The 17,473-nt window shown below is 61.9% G+C and carries 18 protein-coding genes; 14 read left to right on the forward strand and 4 right to left on the reverse strand.

Translation table 11 applies throughout. The features are described from left to right. Positions 1 to 111: 111 nt before the first annotated feature. From mdcA to madM, 9 genes are all read left to right on the forward strand, one after another. Positions 112 to 1,782, forward strand: a complete 1,671-nt coding sequence (mdcA, locus tag ACX3YF_RS09095) for a malonate decarboxylase subunit alpha (protein WP_130206641.1) — start codon at positions 112 to 114, stop codon at positions 1,780 to 1,782. Beyond that, the gene (locus ACX3YF_RS09100) at positions 1,782 to 2,657 is read left to right on the forward strand and encodes a triphosphoribosyl-dephospho-CoA synthase (protein WP_458973653.1); all 876 of its coding nucleotides are present in this window, start codon (positions 1,782 to 1,784) and stop codon (positions 2,655 to 2,657) included. Before mdcA ends, ACX3YF_RS09100 begins: the two co-directional genes overlap by 1 nt. Next, positions 2,657 to 2,956: a malonate decarboxylase subunit delta gene (locus ACX3YF_RS09105; protein WP_034147532.1), complete on the forward strand. Its 300-nt coding sequence runs from the start codon at positions 2,657 to 2,659 to the stop codon at positions 2,954 to 2,956. The genes ACX3YF_RS09100 and ACX3YF_RS09105 overlap by 1 nt, the downstream gene beginning before the upstream one ends. Further along, positions 2,949 to 3,800 (forward strand): biotin-independent malonate decarboxylase subunit beta, encoded by an 852-nt coding sequence (locus ACX3YF_RS09110; protein WP_458973654.1) that lies wholly within the window; start codon positions 2,949 to 2,951, stop codon positions 3,798 to 3,800. Before ACX3YF_RS09105 ends, ACX3YF_RS09110 begins: the two co-directional genes overlap by 8 nt. Then, positions 3,797 to 4,600, forward strand: a complete 804-nt coding sequence (gene mdcE / locus ACX3YF_RS09115) for a biotin-independent malonate decarboxylase subunit gamma (protein ID WP_458973655.1) — start codon at positions 3,797 to 3,799, stop codon at positions 4,598 to 4,600. Before ACX3YF_RS09110 ends, mdcE begins: the two co-directional genes overlap by 4 nt. Beyond that, positions 4,594 to 5,214, forward strand: coding sequence for a malonate decarboxylase holo-ACP synthase (locus ACX3YF_RS09120; RefSeq protein ID WP_458973656.1), 621 nt, complete (start codon positions 4,594 to 4,596; stop codon positions 5,212 to 5,214). The genes mdcE and ACX3YF_RS09120 overlap by 7 nt, the downstream gene beginning before the upstream one ends. Then, positions 5,211 to 6,122 (forward strand): malonate decarboxylase subunit epsilon, encoded by a 912-nt coding sequence (gene mdcH, locus ACX3YF_RS09125; protein ID WP_130206629.1) that lies wholly within the window; start codon positions 5,211 to 5,213, stop codon positions 6,120 to 6,122. The genes ACX3YF_RS09120 and mdcH overlap by 4 nt, the downstream gene beginning before the upstream one ends. A 64-nt stretch (positions 6,123 to 6,186) precedes the next feature. Beyond that, positions 6,187 to 6,579: a malonate transporter subunit MadL gene (madL, locus tag ACX3YF_RS09130; RefSeq protein ID WP_448647569.1), complete on the forward strand. Its 393-nt coding sequence runs from the start codon at positions 6,187 to 6,189 to the stop codon at positions 6,577 to 6,579. 5 nt (positions 6,580 to 6,584) lie between these two features. Beyond that, positions 6,585 to 7,349 (forward strand): malonate transporter subunit MadM, encoded by a 765-nt coding sequence (gene madM, locus ACX3YF_RS09135; RefSeq protein WP_448647568.1) that lies wholly within the window; start codon positions 6,585 to 6,587, stop codon positions 7,347 to 7,349. 87 nt (positions 7,350 to 7,436) lie between these two features. Here madM and ACX3YF_RS09140 read toward each other — a convergent pair whose 3' ends face one another. Beyond that, on the reverse strand, positions 7,437 to 8,351 hold the full coding sequence (locus tag ACX3YF_RS09140) for a LysR family transcriptional regulator (RefSeq protein ID WP_198132258.1): 915 nt from the start codon (positions 8,349 to 8,351) through the stop codon (positions 7,437 to 7,439). A gap of 230 nt (positions 8,352 to 8,581) precedes the next feature. On the opposite strand from ACX3YF_RS09140, the gene trhA reads away from it, so the two are divergent. Further along, the gene (trhA, locus tag ACX3YF_RS09145; RefSeq protein WP_458973657.1) at positions 8,582 to 9,199 is read left to right on the forward strand and encodes a PAQR family membrane homeostasis protein TrhA; all 618 of its coding nucleotides are present in this window, start codon (positions 8,582 to 8,584) and stop codon (positions 9,197 to 9,199) included. 6 nt (positions 9,200 to 9,205) lie between these two features. Here trhA and ACX3YF_RS09150 read toward each other — a convergent pair whose 3' ends face one another. Continuing rightward, positions 9,206 to 10,129 (reverse strand): LysR family transcriptional regulator, encoded by a 924-nt coding sequence (locus ACX3YF_RS09150; protein ID WP_448647565.1) that lies wholly within the window; start codon positions 10,127 to 10,129, stop codon positions 9,206 to 9,208. Between the two features lie 109 nt (positions 10,130 to 10,238). Between ACX3YF_RS09150 and ACX3YF_RS09155 the strand changes: the two genes are divergently transcribed. From ACX3YF_RS09155 to ACX3YF_RS09165, 3 genes are read left to right on the forward strand one after another with little or no spacing between them, the layout of a single operon-like run. Then, positions 10,239 to 11,480, forward strand: coding sequence for a D-amino acid dehydrogenase (locus ACX3YF_RS09155; RefSeq protein ID WP_458944178.1), 1,242 nt, complete (start codon positions 10,239 to 10,241; stop codon positions 11,478 to 11,480). 27 nt (positions 11,481 to 11,507) lie between these two features. Beyond that, on the forward strand, positions 11,508 to 11,861 hold the full coding sequence (locus tag ACX3YF_RS09160) for a RidA family protein (RefSeq protein WP_103402780.1): 354 nt from the start codon (positions 11,508 to 11,510) through the stop codon (positions 11,859 to 11,861). A 32-nt stretch (positions 11,862 to 11,893) separates the two neighbouring features. After that, positions 11,894 to 12,796: a transporter substrate-binding domain-containing protein gene (locus ACX3YF_RS09165; protein WP_458973658.1), complete on the forward strand. Its 903-nt coding sequence runs from the start codon at positions 11,894 to 11,896 to the stop codon at positions 12,794 to 12,796. 102 nt (positions 12,797 to 12,898) lie between these two features. Here the strand turns inward: ACX3YF_RS09165 and ACX3YF_RS09170 are convergent, their stop codons facing one another. Continuing rightward, a complete protein-coding gene (locus tag ACX3YF_RS09170; RefSeq protein WP_130206615.1) occupies positions 12,899 to 13,618 on the reverse strand; it encodes a 16S rRNA (uracil(1498)-N(3))-methyltransferase in 720 nt (239 codons plus the stop codon). A gap of 82 nt (positions 13,619 to 13,700) precedes the next feature. Then, complete coding sequence (locus ACX3YF_RS09175; RefSeq protein WP_458944179.1) at positions 13,701 to 15,107, reverse strand: adenosylmethionine--8-amino-7-oxononanoate transaminase; 1,407 nt, start codon at positions 15,105 to 15,107, stop codon at positions 13,701 to 13,703. A 222-nt stretch (positions 15,108 to 15,329) separates the two neighbouring features. Here ACX3YF_RS09175 and ACX3YF_RS09180 point away from each other — a divergent pair, with 222 nt between their 5' ends. Beyond that, the gene (locus ACX3YF_RS09180; protein WP_458973659.1) at positions 15,330 to 17,120 is read left to right on the forward strand and encodes a flavin monoamine oxidase family protein; all 1,791 of its coding nucleotides are present in this window, start codon (positions 15,330 to 15,332) and stop codon (positions 17,118 to 17,120) included. Positions 17,121 to 17,473: the final 353 nt, after the last annotated feature.

A 17,473-nucleotide genomic window follows, 5' to 3' on the forward strand; every position in this document is an offset into this window, starting at 1 on the left:
AACGCTCCTGGACCATTAACCTGACCGTAACAATCCACCACGCTGCTTGATTGATACCCCCCACCCAACGCTCCTAAGGTGACCCCACGACAGCGAACCCGTGGAGTGGTCATGACAACAACAATATCCCCCGACTCGCGATGGACGCGGCGGCGCAGCGAAAAGCAGCGGCGTCTCGAACTGGTGCGGGGCCTTGCCGACGGTGTGGTGTTGCCCACCGACAAGATCGTGGCGGCGCTGGAGGCGTTGATTCTGCCCGGCGACCGTGTGGTGCTGGAGGGCAACAACCAGAAGCAGGCGGATTTCCTCTCCCGCTCCTTGGTCAAGGCCGATCCCGGCAAGCTGCATGATTTGCACATGATCATGCCCAGCGTCGGGCGCGCCGAGCATCTGGACCTGTTCGAACGCGGCATCGCCAGCAAACTCGACTTCGCCTTCGCCGGCGCGCAAAGCTTGCGCATCAGCCAGTTGCTCGAAGACGGCCTGCTGGAAATCGGCGCGATCCACACCTACATCGAACTCTATGCGCGGCTGGTGGTGGACCTGATCCCCAACGTCGTGCTCTCGGCCGGGTTCATGGCCGACCGCGCCGGCAACATCTACACCGGGGCAAGTACCGAAGACACCCCGGCCCTGATCGAGCCGGCCGCGTTCAGCGACGGCATCGTCATCGTCCAGGTCAACCAGTTGGTGGACGACGTCAGCGAGTTGCCCCGCGTCGACATTCCCGCGTCCTGGGTCGATTTCGTGGTGGTGGCCGACAAGCCGTTCTACATCGAACCGCTGTTCACCCGCGACCCCCGGCACATCAAGCCTGTGCACGTGCTGATGGCGATGATGGCGATTCGCGGTATCTACGAAAAACACAACGTTCAATCGCTCAATCACGGCATCGGTTTCAACACTGCCGCCATCGAGCTGATCCTGCCGACCTACGGCGAATCCCTTGGATTGAAGGGCAAGATCTGCCGCAACTGGACACTCAATCCGCACCCGACGCTGATCCCGGCGATTGAAAGCGGTTGGGTCGAAAGCGTGCATTGCTTCGGCACCGAACTGGGCATGGAAAACTACATTGCCGCCCGGCCTGACGTGTTCTTCACCGGGCGTGACGGTTCCATGCGTTCCAACCGCATGTTCAGCCAGCTCGCCGGGCAATACGCGGTGGACCTGTTTATCGGCGCCACCCTGCAAGTCGATGGCGACGGCCATTCTTCAACCGTGACCCGTGGACGCCTGGCCGGTTTCGGTGGGGCGCCGAACATGGGCCACGATCCGCGTGGTCGGCGCCACGGCACGCCGGCCTGGCTCGACATGCGCCACAGCGACGCGCCTGAACCGATGCTCGAACGCGGCAAAAAACTCGTGGTGCAGATGGTCGAGACCTTCCAGGAGGGCGGCAAGCCGACCTTCGTCGAAACCCTCGATGCGATCGACGTGGCGAAGAAAAGCGGCATGCCATTGGCGCCGATCATGATCTACGGCGACGACGTCACCCATCTGCTCACCGAAGAAGGCATCGCCTACCTCTACAAGGCCCGCTCGCTGGAAGAACGCCGGGCGATGATCGCCGCCGTCGCCGGGGTGACCGCCATCGGCCTGCGTCATAACCCCAAAGACACGGCGCGCATGCGCCGTGAAGGGCTGATCGCCTTGCCCGAAGACCTGGGTATCCGCCGCACCGACGCCACCCGCGAATTGCTCGCCGCCAAAAGCGTGGCCGATCTGGTCGAGTGGTCCGGTGGTCTCTACAACCCGCCCGCCAAATTCAGGAGCTGGTAATGCACGCATTCAACCTGCAAGCGAAAACCCTGACCCTGGCTGACCGGCTGGCGGACCTGGCGGTGGACGCGCTGATCGACGAAGCGGACCTGTCGCCGAAACCGGCGCTGGTGGACCGACGCGGCAGCGGCGCCCATACCGATTTGCACCTGGGGCTGATGCACGCCTCGGCACTGGCATTGTGGCCGGCATTCAAGGAAATGGCTGAAGTCGCCATCGAGATCGGCGAGATCGGTTTGCCCCTGCGTGAGGTCATCGGGCTGATCGGCCGAGAAGGTGAGCAAGCGATGCTCGCCACCACCCACGGCGTGAATACCCATCGCGGGGCCATCTGGGCGTTGGGCCTGTTGGTTGCGGCTGCCGCGCTGGAACCTGAATCGACTGGCGCAGGTTCCATCGCTTTGCGCGCCGCACGCCTGGCCTTGCTCGACGACCGCCATGCGCCACGGCCTTTGAGCCATGGTGCCCAAGTCGCCCAGCGCTACGGCGCTCGCGGTGCCCGGGAAGAAGCGCAGTTGGGCTTCCCGGCCGTCACCCAACGCGCACTGCCGCAACTCAAGCGCAGCCGCGCCGCCGGCCATGGCGAACAGAACGCCCGGCTCGATGCACTGCTGGCGATCATGACCCGACTGGCCGACACCTGCGTGCTCTACCGCGCCGGCGAACAAGGCCTGTACACCATGCAGCGTGGCGCCCAGGCGGTGCTCGACGCGGGCGGCAGTGCCAGCCTCGGCGGTCGCCGGCGCTTGCACGAGCTGGACCAACAATTAATCGCGCTGAATGCCTCGCCCGGTGGTGCTGCCGATCTGCTCGCAGCCTGCCTGTTCATCGACCGCATCGAATCTGGCGACGGCTTTAATCAGGGAGCTTTTTGATGGAAACCTTATCCTTTGAATTCCCCGCCGGGCAGCCGCCACGCGGCCGCACACTGGTGGGCTGTGTCGGCTCGGGTGATCTGGAAGTGCTGATCGAGCCGGGTCAGGCCGGCAAGCTGACCATCACCGTGCAGACCTCGGTCAATGGCAGCGAGCAACGCTGGCAGCACCTGTTTGCACGGATGTTCGACGGGCAGACCCCGCCGGCGATGGACATCGACATTCACGATTTCGGCGCCACCCCCGGCGTGGTGCGTTTGCGCCTGGAGCAGGGCTTCGAGGAGATCGGCCATGACTGACAGCGCAGATCTGCTGCACAAGCACAGCTTCGTCGAACTCGGCGCCCGCCAACGGGCGAAGGCCTTGCTCGATGCCGGCACCTTTCGCGAATTGCTCGACCCGTTTCAACGGGTCATGTCGCCCTGGTTGTCGCGTCAGGGTGTGGTGCCACAGGCCGATGACGGCGTGATCATTGCCAAGGGCAGCATCGACGGTTTGCCGGTGGTGATCGGGGCTATCGAAGGGGCTTTCCAGGGCGGCAGCCTCGGTGAAGTCGGCGGGGCGAAACTGGCCGGTGCCCTGGAGCTGGCGGCCGAAGACAACCGCAACGGCATCCCGACCCGTGCCGTGCTGCTGCTGGAAACCGGTGGCGTGCGTTTGCAGGAAGCCAACCTCGGCTTGGCGGCGATTGCCGATGTTCATGCGGCGATTGTCGATCTGCGCCAATACCAACCCGTGATTGGCGTGGTGGCCGGCAGCGTGGGCTGCTTCGGCGGCATGTCGATTGCCGCGGGTTTGTGCAGCTACTTGCTGGTGACTCAGGAAGCGCGCCTCGGCCTGAACGGCCCGCAGGTGATCGAACAGGAGGCCGGGCTTGAGGAATACGACTCGCGGGATCGTCCGTTCATCTGGAGCCTGACTGGTGGCGAGCAACGGTTTGCCACCGGCCTGGTGGATCGCTACGCCGAGGACGACGTGGCGCAGATCCGCCAGCAGGTCAGCGCATTGCTCAAACAGGGTTTGCCCGCACAGCACCGCAGCACTCAGGCCGAACTGTTCCTGCAACGGCTGGCGCGTCTGGACGCCGGGCCGCAAATCGAGCCTTCAGTGGTTCGCGATCTGTATCAAGGAGAGCGCTCATGAGTTCGTATTCCCTGAGAGGCTTGAACTGGTTCAACGCCTTGAGTGCTGGCGCCAAACCGGTCGAAGGTTTGCCGGCTTCGCTGAAGGTGGCGGATGGATTTTTAGGTGAACAAGCCGTTCGGTTTATCGCGGTGGTGGCCGACCCGGATAACCGTTTCGTCCGTGCCCGTCACGGCGAAGTCGGGTTGCTCGAAGGTTGGGGCCTGGCCAAAGCGGTGGATGAAGTCATAACGGCCGATCAGGACAAAGCGCAAAAACGTGCCTTGATCGCCATCGTCGACGTTCCGAGCCAGGCTTATGGCCGGCGCGAAGAAGCACTCGGCATCCATCAGGCCCTGGCCGGTGCCGCCGACAGTTATGCCCGTGCCCGCCTGGCCGGCCACGCCGTGATCGGCTTGTTGGTGGGCAAGGCCATGTCCGGGGCGTTTCTTGCCCACGGTTATCAGGCCAACCGGCTGATTGCCCTGCGTGATCCTGGGGTGATGGTGCATGCCATGGGCAAGGCTTCGGCGGCGCGGGTGACGCTGCGCAGTGTCGAAGAACTGGAAACCCTGGCCGCCAGCGTGCCGCCGATGGCCTATGACATCGACAGCTATGCCAGCCTCGGTTTGCTCTGGGAAACCTTATCGGTGGAGCAGATCGAACAACCCTCGGCGAACGATCTGGCGCGGGTGACTGAGTGCCTGACGTTGGCGATCGGCGATGTCGCTGCCAAGGGACGCGACCTGAGCGGCCGCCTCGGTGCCGCCCATCGCGCGGCCTCAAGCCAGGTTCGCCAATTGCTGAGGGCGCAGTGGTGAGCACGCTGCTGGCCCACGACCTGCTCTGGGGGATGACCCCGGCGCAGTTGCCTGCGGATGCGCCTGCGTGGGTGATCGAGTCTGTCCTTGCCGGGCAACCGGTGGTGGTACGGCGTGCATTGTCAGCGGCCGGGCAGGTCGCGGTCGGTCTGCGTGGCCGTCTGCGTGAGCAGCGTTACGCGGCGTCGATGGCGATCCGGTCGATCACCCGTCGGGTCACGCCGGAAGCATTGCGCCATGTCGTGATCGACCGTGATCTGCCGGTGGTGAAAGCCCTGGCTCAATTGCGGCCCCTGCTCGATAGCTGTGGTTGGGTCTGGGGTGTCAGCGGCAGTGCCGGGTTTGAGCTGGCCAGCGGATTTTCAGCCCTGCACGAGGGCAGTGATCTCGACCTGATCCTGCGCACGCCGCAGCCGCTGAGTCGCACCCGTGCTCAAGCGTTGCTGGCGACGCTCGACACCGCCATGTGCGTGGTGGACATGCAATTGCAGACGCCATTTGGCGCCGTCGCCTTGCGTGAATGGGCCGGCTCTTCGAATCGCGTGCTGCTCAAGAGCGCAAGCCAGGCCTGTCTGGTGCTCGATCCATGGAATCCGCAGGAGCAGGCAGCGTGAGCAGCTTGTTGGTGTTCCCCGGCCAGGGCGCGCAGCAGCCGGGCATGCTTCAGCGCTTGCCTCGGGAAACCCTGAGCGAGGCCAGCGACGTGCTCGGCGAGGATGTCTTGCGGCTGGATTCCGCTGCGGCTTTGCAGTCGACGCGGGCCGTTCAGCTGTGCCTGTTGATCGCGGGTGTGGCGGCCTCACGGCAGCTGTCAGTGGCTGCGGATTACGTCGCCGGATTGTCGATCGGCGCCTACCCGGCCGCGGTGGTGGCCGGTGCCCTGAGTTTCAGCGATGCGTTGCATCTGGTCAGCCTGCGCGGTGAGTTGATGCAGCAGGCTTATCCTCAGGGCTACGGCATGACCGCGATCATCGGTCTGGATCTGGCTACGGTCGAAGGTTTGCTGGCCCGGGTTCACGGCGACGACACGCCGGTTTACCTGGCCAACATCAACGCTGATAACCAGGTGGTGATTGCCGGCAGCGATGGGGCGATGAAAGCCGTCGCCGAGTTGGCGAAAGTGAATGGCGCCGGGCTGGCCAAGCGTCTGGCGGTGAGCGTGCCGTCGCACTGTCCGCTGCTGGATGCGCCGGCGAAGGTCCTGGCCGAAGCCTTCGCCACGGTGCCACTGAAAACGCCGGTCCTGGGTTATCTCAGCGGCAGCCGCGCGCGGATGGTGACCCACATCGAAGCGTTGCGCGACGACCTCGCTTTCAACATGTGCCGCGTGGTGGATTGGCGCGGCACGGTACAAAGCGCTTATGAGCGCGGCGTACGTCTACAGATCGAACTGCCGCCCGGTGCGGTGTTGACCGGGCTGGCGCGCCGGGTGTTCGAGCAGGGCACCGTGATGGCTTTCGACGGTGCACGGCTCGATACCCTGCAGGCGCTGTTGCGTGAGGAGGGAAGCCGCCAATCCTAGATCACTGACTCAGGCTTCGAACAACAAAAACAATATTCGACGATGCAATTTGAGGACGACAACAATGATTATTTACGGTGTGGCATTTCTCGCCTTTTGTACCCTGACGGGTATTTTCATCGGCGAACTGCTTGGCAAGCTGATCGGCATTCCGGCCAACGTCGGCGGCGTCGGTATTGCGATGCTGCTGTTAATCGGGCTCGGCAGTTACCTCAACAAAAACGGCTGGTTCAAGGGAAAAACCGAACAGGGCGTTGAATTCTGGAGCGCAGTTTACATTCCGATTGTCGTTGCCATGGCGGCACAGCAGAACGTTTATGGCGCGCTCAAGGGCGGGCCAATGGCGATTCTGGCGGGAGTGGCAGCAGTTGCCATCGCTTTTGCGCTGGTGCCGGTCCTGGTTCGTATTGGTAACAAAGAACCGGCTTCGGTCATTCCTCCCAAGACTGTAGGGTGAGCGCCATGTACGAATCATTGATGAAAGTGATTACCGGTTACGGCCTGATCAGTGGCTTTGCGATTGTCGGCGTGACCATGTGGGTGTCCTACTGGATTTCCAATACGTTTACCAAAGGTCGCCTGCACGGCTCGGCCATCGCCATTTTGCTCGGTCTGTTGTTGTCGTACGTCGGTGGTGCGTTGACCGGTGGCCAGAAAGGCGTGGTGGACATCCCATTGCTGTCCGGGATCGGTTTGCTGGGCGGTGCCATGTTGCGTGATTTCGCGATTGTGGCGACGGCGTTCGGCGTCAGCGTCGATGAGCTTAAACGTGCCGGTTTTGTCGGAGTACTGGCATTGTTCGTTGGCGTCGGGACGTCGTTCATCGCTGGTGTCGCGGTGGCTATGGCCTTTGGATATACCGATGCGGTGAGCCTGACCACCATTGGTGCCGGGGCCGTGACGTATATCGTCGGACCGGTAACCGGGGCTGCCATTGGCGCCAGTTCCGAGGTCATGGCGCTGTCGATTGCGGCCGGGTTGATCAAAGCCATTCTGGTGATGGTCATGACGCCGTTCGTGGCGCCAGTAATCGGTCTGAACAATCCACGCAGTGCGGTGATCTTTGGTGGTTTGATGGGCACTTCCAGTGGCGTGGCGGGCGGGTTGGCGGCCACGGATCCGAAGCTAGTTCCTTATGGTTGCCTGACCGCCGCGTTCTACACGGCGTTAGGCTGTTTGCTCGGGCCTTCGGTGCTGTTTCTGATCATGCGCGGATTAATGGGCTGATGTCTTCGAGGGTAAGCCTCGCTCCTGCAGGGGATTGCGTAATCCCTGTAGGCGCGAGGCTTGCTCGCCAAGGATGTGCGGCGGCTCTCAACCCTGCCGATTGGCATACATCCGACACTCTGCCAATAGCGCCAGCAGATTCGGGTCACGCTCCTTTGCCTTGAGAAACACCACGCCGATGTGCTGCTGCAACCGGTATTTTTCCTGCAACGGGATCAGCTTCACCCGGTTCTCGTACACCGCCGCAATCCTGCCCGGCAGCAATGCATAACCCACCCCCGAACTGACCATGCTCAGCAAGGTGAAGATGTCGTTGACCTGCATCGCCACCTTCGGCTCGAACCCCGCCTGCTCGAATACCCGCTTGCCGTCCTGATGGGTGGCGAAGCCCTGGGTCAGGGTGATGAAGGTTTCGTCGCGCACTTCGGCGAGGTCGACTTCGGTGCGTTGGGCGAACTTCGAATCGGCCGGCGTGGCGAGGAAGATATCGTCGGAAAACAGTTGGATCTGCTCGCAATCCGGGTCGTTGATGCTGTCGTCCAGGGACACCAGGATCGCATCCACTTCCATGTTCTTGAGCTTGTAGAGCAGGTCGAAATTCGAACCAAGGATCAGGTCGATGTTGAGTTCGCTGCGGCGGATTTTCAGCCCCATGATCAACTGCGGCACGGTCTTCACGGTCAGCGAATACAGCGAGCCCAGTTTGAAACGTTCAGCGGAAAATCCGGCGGCCTCGCGGGTCAGGCGTACGCTCTCGACCACGTCCTGAATCAGCTTCTGCGCCCGTTCTTCCAGCACGTAGGCGCTTTCCAGCGGGGTCAGGTTGCGGCCTTCGTGTTTGAACAACGGGCAGCGCAAGGCGCTTTCCAGGGAATGGATCGCCCGGTGCACGCTGACGTTGCTGGTCTGTAACTCGGCTGCGGCCCGCGCCAGATTGCCGGTGCGCATGAAGGCCAGGAACACCTCGAGTTTTTTCAGGGTCAACTCTTCGTCAATCAGCATGGCGCGGACTCTTTTTGGAATGATCCGATTGTGCCTATTTACATTGGGTTACGCAGACCTTTGTGGGCGCTGGCTTGCCAGCGATGGCGTCATGAAGATCAACGTAGAGTTTGGGGTCCTGTCGCCAGCACGCTGGCTACAAAGAGATTTGTGTTTTGAAGCATTGCGCTTTTACGCTTGAAGCCTGAGCCTTGCGCACGGCGGTAACGAAATTTCGAGGTGAGCAATACATGTATCACGGGGAAAGACTCAATGCCTGGACGCATCTGATCGGGGCGGTAGCGGCGTTTGTCGGGGGTGTCTGGCTGATCGTCGTCGCCAGTCTGGACGGCAGTCCGTGGAAGATTGTCAGCATGGCGATCTACGCCTTCACCTTGCTGGTGCTGTACAGCGCGTCGACCGTGTACCACAGCGTGCGCGGGCGCAAGAAAGCGATCATGCAGAAGGTCGATCACTTTTCGATCTACCTGTTGATCGCCGGCAGCTATACGCCGTTTTGCCTGGTGACCTTGCGCGGGCCCTGGGGCTGGACGTTGTTCGGGATTGTCTGGGGGCTGGCGCTGATCGGCATTTTGCAGGAGATCAAGCCGCGCTCGGAAGCGCGGATTCTGTCGATCGTGATTTACGCGGTGATGGGCTGGATCGTACTGGTGGCGGTCAAGCCATTACTGGCGGCGCTGGGTGGCGCCGGGTTTGCGTGGTTGGCCTCGGGCGGGGTGTTGTACACCGTGGGCATTATCTTTTTTGCCCTCGATCATCGCCTGCGCCATGCCCACGGGATCTGGCATCTGTTCGTGATTGCCGGGAGCCTGCTGCACTTCGTGGCGATTTTCTTTTATGTCCTGTGACCGCTCCTACAGATCCGGCGCAAGACCAGCAATGCGATCGAGTTGTGCCTGGGCCTGTCGACTGAACACCTGCAACAGGTCGCTCAAAGTGTGGGGCGGCGGTTCCGTGGCGCGGGTCACCGCGTAAAGGGTGATGGGCAGCGGTGGCGCGAGAGGGCGAATAGTCGTTTTGGCGGGGGAGGCGCCCAGGGCCGTGAACGGATCGATCACCGCCAGCCCGGCACCGGACTCCACCATCGCCCGGGCCAGCGAATAGGTCTGCACCGCGATGCGCACCCGGGGCGGCGGTTCGACCGCTTCGAGGTAGCTGTCGAGCCGGGCGGCCAGCGGGTCGGCACTGGACAAGCCAATCAGCGGCGCATCGGCCAGGGCCATCAATGACAATGGCATGCCGGCCTGCGCCGATGGCCAGTAACCCGCCGGTGCCAGCACCACCAATACACCGCCCGCCAAGGCTTGGGCCTTGAGCCCCGGATGATCCGGTCTTTGAAGCGTCAGGGCGACATCCACTTCACGCATCAGCAGGTTCTGCACCAGCTCACGGCTATGGGCGCTGGACAGTTCGCAGGCGATGTCCGGGTAGCGTGCGGTCCACTCGTGAATGGCCGGCGGCAACAACGACAGGGCCAGCGCCGGAGTGGCGCCGATCCGCAGGCTGTGGCCGGGTTCGCGACGCAGGCTCTGGGCCAGGCGCCGCACGCCTTGCAAGCTTTCGCTGACCTTGTCGACCTCGCGCTCCAGCTCCAGCGCTTCGGGCGTCGCTTGCAACTTGCCGCGAACCCGCAAGAACAACGGGAACCCCAACTGCTGCTCGGCGTGCTGCAGCACCTTGGTCACCGCCGGTTGCGAGACGTGCAGCAATTGCGCCGCGGCGCTGATCGATCCGGTTTGGCGGATGGCCTGGAAAATCTCGATGTGACGGAGGCGCATGGCGAGTCCATAACCTTTGTTTATGGGTTAAGCATCTTTATTCATTGTTCGCCGCCTGTCACCTGGCCCTAACCTCGGCTTCGTCATCACAACGGTTTTAAGGACGGACATGGCTCAGCGTGTGTGCATCATCGGCGGCGGCGTGATTGGCCTGGCAACGGCCTATGCGCTGGTGCGCGACGGCTTTGAGGTGACCGTCATCGAGGCGCGGGACGCGTTGGGCAGCGAAACCAGTTTCGCCAATGGTGGACAACTCTCTTATCGCTACGTCGCACCTTTGGCTGACGCCGGCGTGCCGTTGCAAGCCATCGGCTGGATGCTGCGCGGCGAATCACCCTTGAAGCTGCGCCCGCGGTTCGACGCTGCGCAGTGGCGCTGGATGGCGTCCTTTCTCGGCGCTTGCCGCCGCTCGGTCAACCGTGAGAACGCCGCACACTTGCTGCGGCTGGCGCTGTTCAGTCAAGGCACATTGAAGGCATGGCGCGAAGACGATGGGCTCGCAGGCTTCCAATGGCGGCGCAACGGCAAACTGGTGACCTTCCGGGAGCGCGCCAGCTTCGAGCATGCATGCCAGCGGCTGGCCGACCCTCAGCAGCAACAGGTGCTGTCGGCGGCCGAGTGCGCTCAACTTGAGCCGGCCCTGGCCGATGCACCCTTTGTCGGTGCGATTTATACGCCGGACGAAGAAGTGGGCGATTGCCATGCTTTCTGCCGGCTATTGGCTACACGGTTGCAAGCGTCCGGGCGTTGCGAGTTACGCCTGGGGCAAGCGGTGACCGGCATTCGCCACGCCAACGGCAGCGTCAGCGCCATCGATCTGGGCGAGCAAGTGGTGCCGGTCGATCAATTGGTGATCGCCGCCGGCCACCGCAGTCCGCTGTTGGCATTGCCCGGTCTGCAATTGCCGTTGTACCCGCTCAAGGGCTACAGCCTGACGGTGCCCATCGGCCCCGAACACCAGGCCCCGGATGTGAGCATCACCGACTATGACCGCAAAATCGTATACGCACGGATCGGCGAGCAGTTGCGGGTGGCCGCGATGGTCGACATCGTTGGCTTTGATCCTGCTATAGACCCCAAACGACTGGCGTTGATCAAGCGTCAGGCCCGTGACACCTTCCCCAATGCCGGGGCCTATGACGCGGCCACCGAATGGGCCGGGATGCGCCCGGCCACGCCGAGCGGCGTGCCGTTGCTGGGCGCCACGGCCTATCGCAACCTGTGGCTCAACATCGGTCATGGCGCGTTGGGTTTCACCCTGGCCTGTGGCAGTGGGCGGTTGCTCAGTGAACTGATCGGCCAGCGCCGGCCCTCCATCGATATGCACGGTTTCAACCACCGGGCCGCCTGATCTTTCATTTGCCAAGAGGACACTGCAATGACCATTACCCGACTCCACAGCAACCCGAGGTTGTCTGGCGCCGTGACGTTTGGCGATCTGGTATTTCTCTCTGGCCAAGTGCCGGGTGAAGCCTCGGACGTGGGCGGTCAGACCCGCGAAGTGCTGGCCAGGATTGATGCGTTGCTGGCCGAAGCCGGCAGCCACAAGGATCAAATGCTCAGCGCGACCATTTACTTGAAAAATATCACCGACGATTTTGCCGCCATGAATGAGGTCTGGTCGAACTGGCTATCGCCAGGGCAGGCCCCGAGCCGCACGACCGTGCAGGCCGAGCTGGCGAGACCGCAGGTGCTGGTGGAAATCACTGTCATCGCCGCTCGTTTGAAATGACCCTCATCCAACACCCACAACGGAGAATAACAATGCAAAAAATCACGTTGCTCGGCTGCACCCTCGGACTGTTGCTCACGAGTCCGGTCCAGGCCAACGAGGCCCCACTGACCGGCACCCTGAGCAAGATCGCCAATGCCAGGAGCATTACCCTGGGCTATCGCGATGCGTCGGTGCCGTTCTCATACGTGGGTGATCAAACCGGCAAACCGATGGGCTATTCGGTGGATCTGGCGGGCAAGATTGTCGAGCGTATCCAGCAGCAATTGGCGTTGCCGGACCTGAAGGTGAAGTACAACCTGGTGACCTCGCAAACACGCATTCCTCTGGTGCAGAACGGTACCGTGGACCTGGAGTGTGGCTCCACGGGCGTGACCGCCGAGCGGCAGAAGCAAGTGGCGTTTTCCTATGGCTTCATCTATGTAAAAGGCCAATTGCTGACCGCCAGGGACAGCGGTATCAAAAGCTTCGCCGACTTGCGTGGCAAGAACGTGGTGACGACTGCCGGTACTACCAACGAGCGCTTCCTGAAGAGCTACAACGTCGACCACAAGATCGACATGTTCGTGATCAGCGCCAAGGATCACGGCGAAGCCTTTCAGATGCTGCAATCGGGTCGTGCCGCCGCTTTCTACATGGACGATGCGCTGCTCTACGGCGAGCGCGCCAAGGCCCATGATCCACACAAGTGGGTGGTGGTGGGAGAGGAGCAATCGCGGGAAATCTACAGCTGCATGGTGCGCAAGGACGACCCGCAGTTCCTGGCGCTGATCAACGGCGCACTGGGGGATCTGTACAGTTCGGGAGAAATCAACGGCATCTACCAGCGCTGGTTCGAACAGCCGATCCCGCCGAAGGGTTTGAACCTTGAGTTTCCGATGACCAGCGAACTCAAGGCGATCATTGCCAAGCCGGTAAGCGATCCGGTGCAATAGTTATCTGTGCTGTTGCCATAGACCGCGTCGCGGCCATCGCGAGCAGGCTCGCTCCCACAGTGGAACGCATTTGAAAGGTGGGAGCCTGCTCGCGATAGGGGCCTAGAAATCGCCCCAAAGCTGCTGGGCTACCGACAGAGCCACAACCGGCGCAGTCTCTGTACGCAATACCCGAGGCCCCAGCCGGGCCGCATGAAAACCAGCGGCCTTGGCCTGATCCACTTCCGCATCCGACAACCCGCCTTCCGGACCGATCAGAAAGGCCAGCGTCGCAGGCTTGGCATGACTGACCAGTGGTTCGGCCACCGGGTGCAGCACCAGCTTCAATTCAGCCTGAGTCTGTTTCAACCAATCGGCCAGCAGCACCGGCGGATGAATCACCGGCACCCGTGAGCGCCCGCATTGCTCGCAGGCGCTGATCGCGACCTGGCGCCAGTGCAGCAGGCGTTTGTCGGCGCGTTCGTCCTTGAGCCGGACTTCGCAGCGTTCGCTGAAGATCGGGGTGATTTCGCTGACACCCAGTTCAGTGGCTTTCTGGATTGCCCAGTCCATGCGCTCGCCACGGGACAGGCCCTGACCGAGATGGATCTGCAGTGGCGACTCGACCTGGCCGGCGAATTGCTCGTCGATCTGCACCACAACCCGTTTTTTGCCGACCTCCACCAGGGTGGCGCGGAATTCCTGGCCCGAGCCATCGAACAGTTGCAGCAGATCGCCCTCGGCCATGCGCAACACGCGGCTGATGTAATGGGCCTGGGCTTCGGGCAATTCGTGTTCGCCGGTGCTCAGGGGGGCGTCGATAAAGAAACGGGACAGTCTCATTGGGGTTCTCTACTGAATTCGATCGGAGTCGCTTTTGTGGCGAGGGCGCTTGCTCCCACGCCACAGGGTCGTGCAGTGACGGTCAGCCCGGATCACGGAACCCCGGATGGAAGTCCTTCGGCACCGAAACACTGACGCTGTCGCGAGTCGCGATGTCGATGCCTTCGCTGGCCACTTCGGCCAGAAAGTCGATCTGTTCCGGCGTGATCACATACGGCGGCAGGAAATACACCACGCTGCCCAGAGGTCGAAGTAAAGCACCGCGCTCCAGCGCATGCTGGAACACCTTCAGGCCACGGCGCTCCTGCCATGGATAGGCCTCTTTGCTGGCCTTGTCCTTGACCATTTCGATGGCCAGGACCATGCCGGTCTGGCGCACTTCGCTGACGTTAGGGTGATCCACCAGGTGCGCCGTGGAGGAGGCCATGCGCCGCGCCAGGGCCTTGTTGTTCTCGATGACGTTGTCTTCTTCGAAGATATCCAGCGTTGCCAGCGCCGCCGCACAGGCCAGCGGGTTGCCGGTGTAGCTGTGCGAGTGCAGGAAGGCGCGCAGGGTAGGGTAGTCGTCGTAGAAGGCGCTATAGACGTCTTCGGTGGTCAGGCAGGCGGCCAGTGGCAGATAACCACCGGTCAGGGCCTTGGACAGGCAGAGGAAATCCGGACGGATGCCGGCCTGTTCGCAAGCGAACAGGGTGCCGGTGCGGCCGAAGCCGACGGCGATTTCGTCGTGGATCAGGTGCACGCCATAGCGGTCGCAGGCTTCGCGCAGCAACTTGAGGTACACCGGGTGGTACATGCGCATGCCGCCGGCACCCTGGATCAGCGGCTCGACAATCACTGCCGCGACCGTGTCGTGGTTCTCGGCCAGGGTCTGTTCCATGGCGGCGAACATGGTTCGCGAGTGTTCTTCCCAGCTCATGCCTTCGGGGCGCAGGTAGCAATCCGGGCTTGGCACCTTGATGGTGTCGAGCAGCAGGGCTTTGTAGGTTTCGGTGAACAGTGGCACGTCGCCCACCGACATCGCCGCCATGGTTTCGCCGTGGTAGCTGTTGGTCAGGGTCACGAAGCGCTTCTTGTTCGGCTGACCGCGGTTGAGCCAGTAGTGAAAGCTCATTTTCAGCGCCACTTCGATGCAGGACGACCCGTTATCGGCGTAGAAGCACCGCGTCAGGCCTTCCGGTGTCATCTTCACCAGGCGCTCGGACAACTCGATCACGGGCTGATGGCTGAAACCGGCGAGGATCACGTGTTCGAGTTGATCGACCTGATCCTTGATGCGCTGGTTGATGCGCGGGTTGGCATGGCCGAACACATTGACCCACCAGGAGCTGACGGCATCGAGGTAGCGCTTGCCTTCGAAGTCTTCCAGCCAGACGCCTTCGCCGCGCTTGATCGGGATCAGTGGCAGTTGTTCGTGATCTTTCATCTGGGTGCAGGGATGCCACAACACCGCGAGATCGCGTTCCATCCACTGTTTATTCAGGCCCATTTTCACTCTCCTCGAGGCGGTCCGTGACAAGCGCGGACCTACAATCGCGCAAGCCTATGCAATGCGTCGCGTGGGGACAACCCATTGTGTCGATTGAGCTACTTTGTATAGGGCGATCAGACGCTGCTGGCAGGCGTCTGGCGGCTGACGTATCCTTCGCGGTTCTTGAGCCGACTGGCTCGCAAAAACCGCTATTTTTCGTGTATTTCCGGAGTTCGCTGAATGTCTGTCGGTTGGCTGCGCGCCTGTGCGCTGGTGATGTTGGGGCTGTTCAGCGTGTCTGCGCTGGCCAAGGATAAAACCGCAATCGTGATCGGCGGTGGGGTTTCGGGCCTCACGGCGGCTTACGAGCTGCAGAACAAGGGCTGGCAGGTCACGCTGCTGGAAGCCAAACCGAGCCTGGGCGGGCGCTCCGGCATGGCCACCAGCGAGTGGATCGGCAACGACAAGACCCAGCCGGTTTTGAACAAGTACGTCTCGACCTTCAAGCTGAGCACCACGCCAGCGCCTGAGTTCGTGCGTACCCCGGGCTATCTGATCGACGGCGTGTATTACAGCGCTGCCGACCTGGCGACCAAGGAGCCGGCCACCGCCGACGCACTCAAGCGCTACGAAAAGACCGTGGACGACCTGGCGCGTTCGATCGACGACCCGCAGAACCCGGCCGCCACCAACACGTTGCACGCCCTGGATCAGATCAACGTGTCCAGCTGGCTCGACAAGCAAAACCTGCCGGCCACCGCGCGCCAGTTGATCAACCAGCAAATTCGTACTCGCTACGACGAACCTTCGCGCCTGTCGCTGCTGTACTACGCGCAGCAGAGCCGTGTTTACCGTGGCGTGTCGGACCGTGACCTGCGCGCTTCGCGTCTGGTCGGGGGCAGCCCGGTGCTGGCCCAGGCCTTGGTCAAGCAGCTGAAAACCATCAAGACCAACTCCCCGGTCTCGGCCATCACCCAGGACAAGGACGGCGTCACCGTCAAGGTCGGCAGTGTCGGCTACCAAGCTGACTACGTCGTACTGGCCGTGCCGTTGCGCGCCCTGAACAAGATTCAGATGACCCCGGCGCTGGACGCCCAGCATCAGGCAGCAATCAAAGGCACCAACTACGGTTGGCGCGACCAGATCATGCTCAAGTTCAAGACGCCGGTGTGGGAAAGCAAGGCGCGCATGTCCGGCGAGATCTACAGCAACACCGGCCTGGGCATGTTGTGGGTCGAGCCTGCGTTGAAGGGCGGTGCCAACGTGGTGATCAACCTGTCCGGCGACAACGCCCGGGTGATGCAGGCGTTCGGCGACAAGCAAATGGTCGATCAGGTGCTGATTCGCCTGCATGCGTTTTACCCGCAGGCCCGTGGTGCGTTTACCGGTTATGAAATCCGTCGCTACAGCACCGACCCCTCGATGGGCGGCGCTTACCTGGCGTTCGGTCCTGGCCAGATCAGCAAGTTCTGGCGCCTGTGGGAACGTCCGATCCAGCGTGTAGCTTTTGCCGGCGAACACACCGACACCTTGTACCCGGGCACCCTGGAAGGCGCATTGCGCACCGGTCAGCGTGCGGCCAGCCAGGTAGAAGACCTGGCGGCGGGCAAATCGTTTGAGCCGGAGAAAGCGCTTCCGGTGGCGGCTGCGGCAGCAGGTGCCGGCGCGGTGGCGGCGAAGAAAGGCAACTTCTTCACCAATCTGTTTGGTGGCTCGGATGACGAGAAGAAACCGGCACCGGTCAAGGCCCCTGAGCCTGTCGCGCCACCAGCGCCGGCTCCTGCTCCTGCTCCTGCTCCTGCTCCTGCACCTGCGCCGGCCGCTGCGCCAGCCCCGGTCGAAGCGGCGAAGCCTGCAACGCCGGTGAAAGCCGAGCCGGCCAAGAAGGCTCCGGCGAAGAAGCCGGCAGCCAAGACCGAGGCGAAAAAAGCCCCGGCCAAGGCACCTGCCAAGAAAACTGAACCGGCTAAGAAGCCGGCGGCCAAACCGGCAGCCACCCCGGCTCCGGCAACGGAGGCGAAGGCTCAATAACCTTCAGGTGTAAAAAAAGCGCGGCCCATGGGTCGCGCTTTTTTTTGCCATAAAACATGAAACATTCCGGCTTTAGCTGCACAGTCCTACACGCCTCAGCGATGTATCAGATACATCCCACAACCGAATCAGAGCGAAATGATAGAAGGCGGCTGCTCTTGAATCCCAGGATCTTCAAAAACCTGGAGGTCATATGAAAGCACTCGCACTAATAATTGGATTGATCGCACTTTCTGGATGTGTAGATGGCCATTTTTTTCCTAAAGGACATGGTCATGAACTGGACTTTAAATGTGAGATGAATCCGTACGACCCTGAATGCTTACAGATACGTCCGGTCTACCACAATTAGA

It is taken from the genome of Pseudomonas fluorescens group sp. PF-69 (genome assembly GCF_054481235.1).

Coding starts and splice junctions, on each gene's coding strand:
- mdcA (WP_130206641.1), top strand. CDS start 112: ATGACAACAACAATATCCCCCGACTCGCGATGGACGCGGCGGCGCAGC.
- ACX3YF_RS09100 (WP_458973653.1), top strand. CDS start 1,782: ATGCACGCATTCAACCTGCAAGCGAAAACCCTGACCCTGGCTGACCGG.
- ACX3YF_RS09105 (WP_034147532.1), top strand. CDS start 2,657: ATGGAAACCTTATCCTTTGAATTCCCCGCCGGGCAGCCGCCACGCGGC.
- ACX3YF_RS09110 (WP_458973654.1), top strand. CDS start 2,949: ATGACTGACAGCGCAGATCTGCTGCACAAGCACAGCTTCGTCGAACTC.
- mdcE (WP_458973655.1), top strand. CDS start 3,797: ATGAGTTCGTATTCCCTGAGAGGCTTGAACTGGTTCAACGCCTTGAGT.
- madL (WP_448647569.1), top strand. CDS start 6,187: ATGATTATTTACGGTGTGGCATTTCTCGCCTTTTGTACCCTGACGGGT.
- madM (WP_448647568.1), top strand. CDS start 6,585: ATGTACGAATCATTGATGAAAGTGATTACCGGTTACGGCCTGATCAGT.
- ACX3YF_RS09140 (WP_198132258.1), bottom strand. CDS start 8,351: ATGCTGATTGACGAAGAGTTGACCCTGAAAAAACTCGAGGTGTTCCTG.
- trhA (WP_458973657.1), top strand. CDS start 8,582: ATGTATCACGGGGAAAGACTCAATGCCTGGACGCATCTGATCGGGGCG.
- ACX3YF_RS09150 (WP_448647565.1), bottom strand. CDS start 10,129: ATGCGCCTCCGTCACATCGAGATTTTCCAGGCCATCCGCCAAACCGGA.
- ACX3YF_RS09155 (WP_458944178.1), top strand. CDS start 10,239: ATGGCTCAGCGTGTGTGCATCATCGGCGGCGGCGTGATTGGCCTGGCA.
- ACX3YF_RS09160 (WP_103402780.1), top strand. CDS start 11,508: ATGACCATTACCCGACTCCACAGCAACCCGAGGTTGTCTGGCGCCGTG.
- ACX3YF_RS09165 (WP_458973658.1), top strand. CDS start 11,894: ATGCAAAAAATCACGTTGCTCGGCTGCACCCTCGGACTGTTGCTCACG.
- ACX3YF_RS09170 (WP_130206615.1), bottom strand. CDS start 13,618: ATGAGACTGTCCCGTTTCTTTATCGACGCCCCCCTGAGCACCGGCGAA.
- ACX3YF_RS09175 (WP_458944179.1), bottom strand. CDS start 15,107: ATGGGCCTGAATAAACAGTGGATGGAACGCGATCTCGCGGTGTTGTGG.
- ACX3YF_RS09180 (WP_458973659.1), top strand. CDS start 15,330: ATGTCTGTCGGTTGGCTGCGCGCCTGTGCGCTGGTGATGTTGGGGCTG.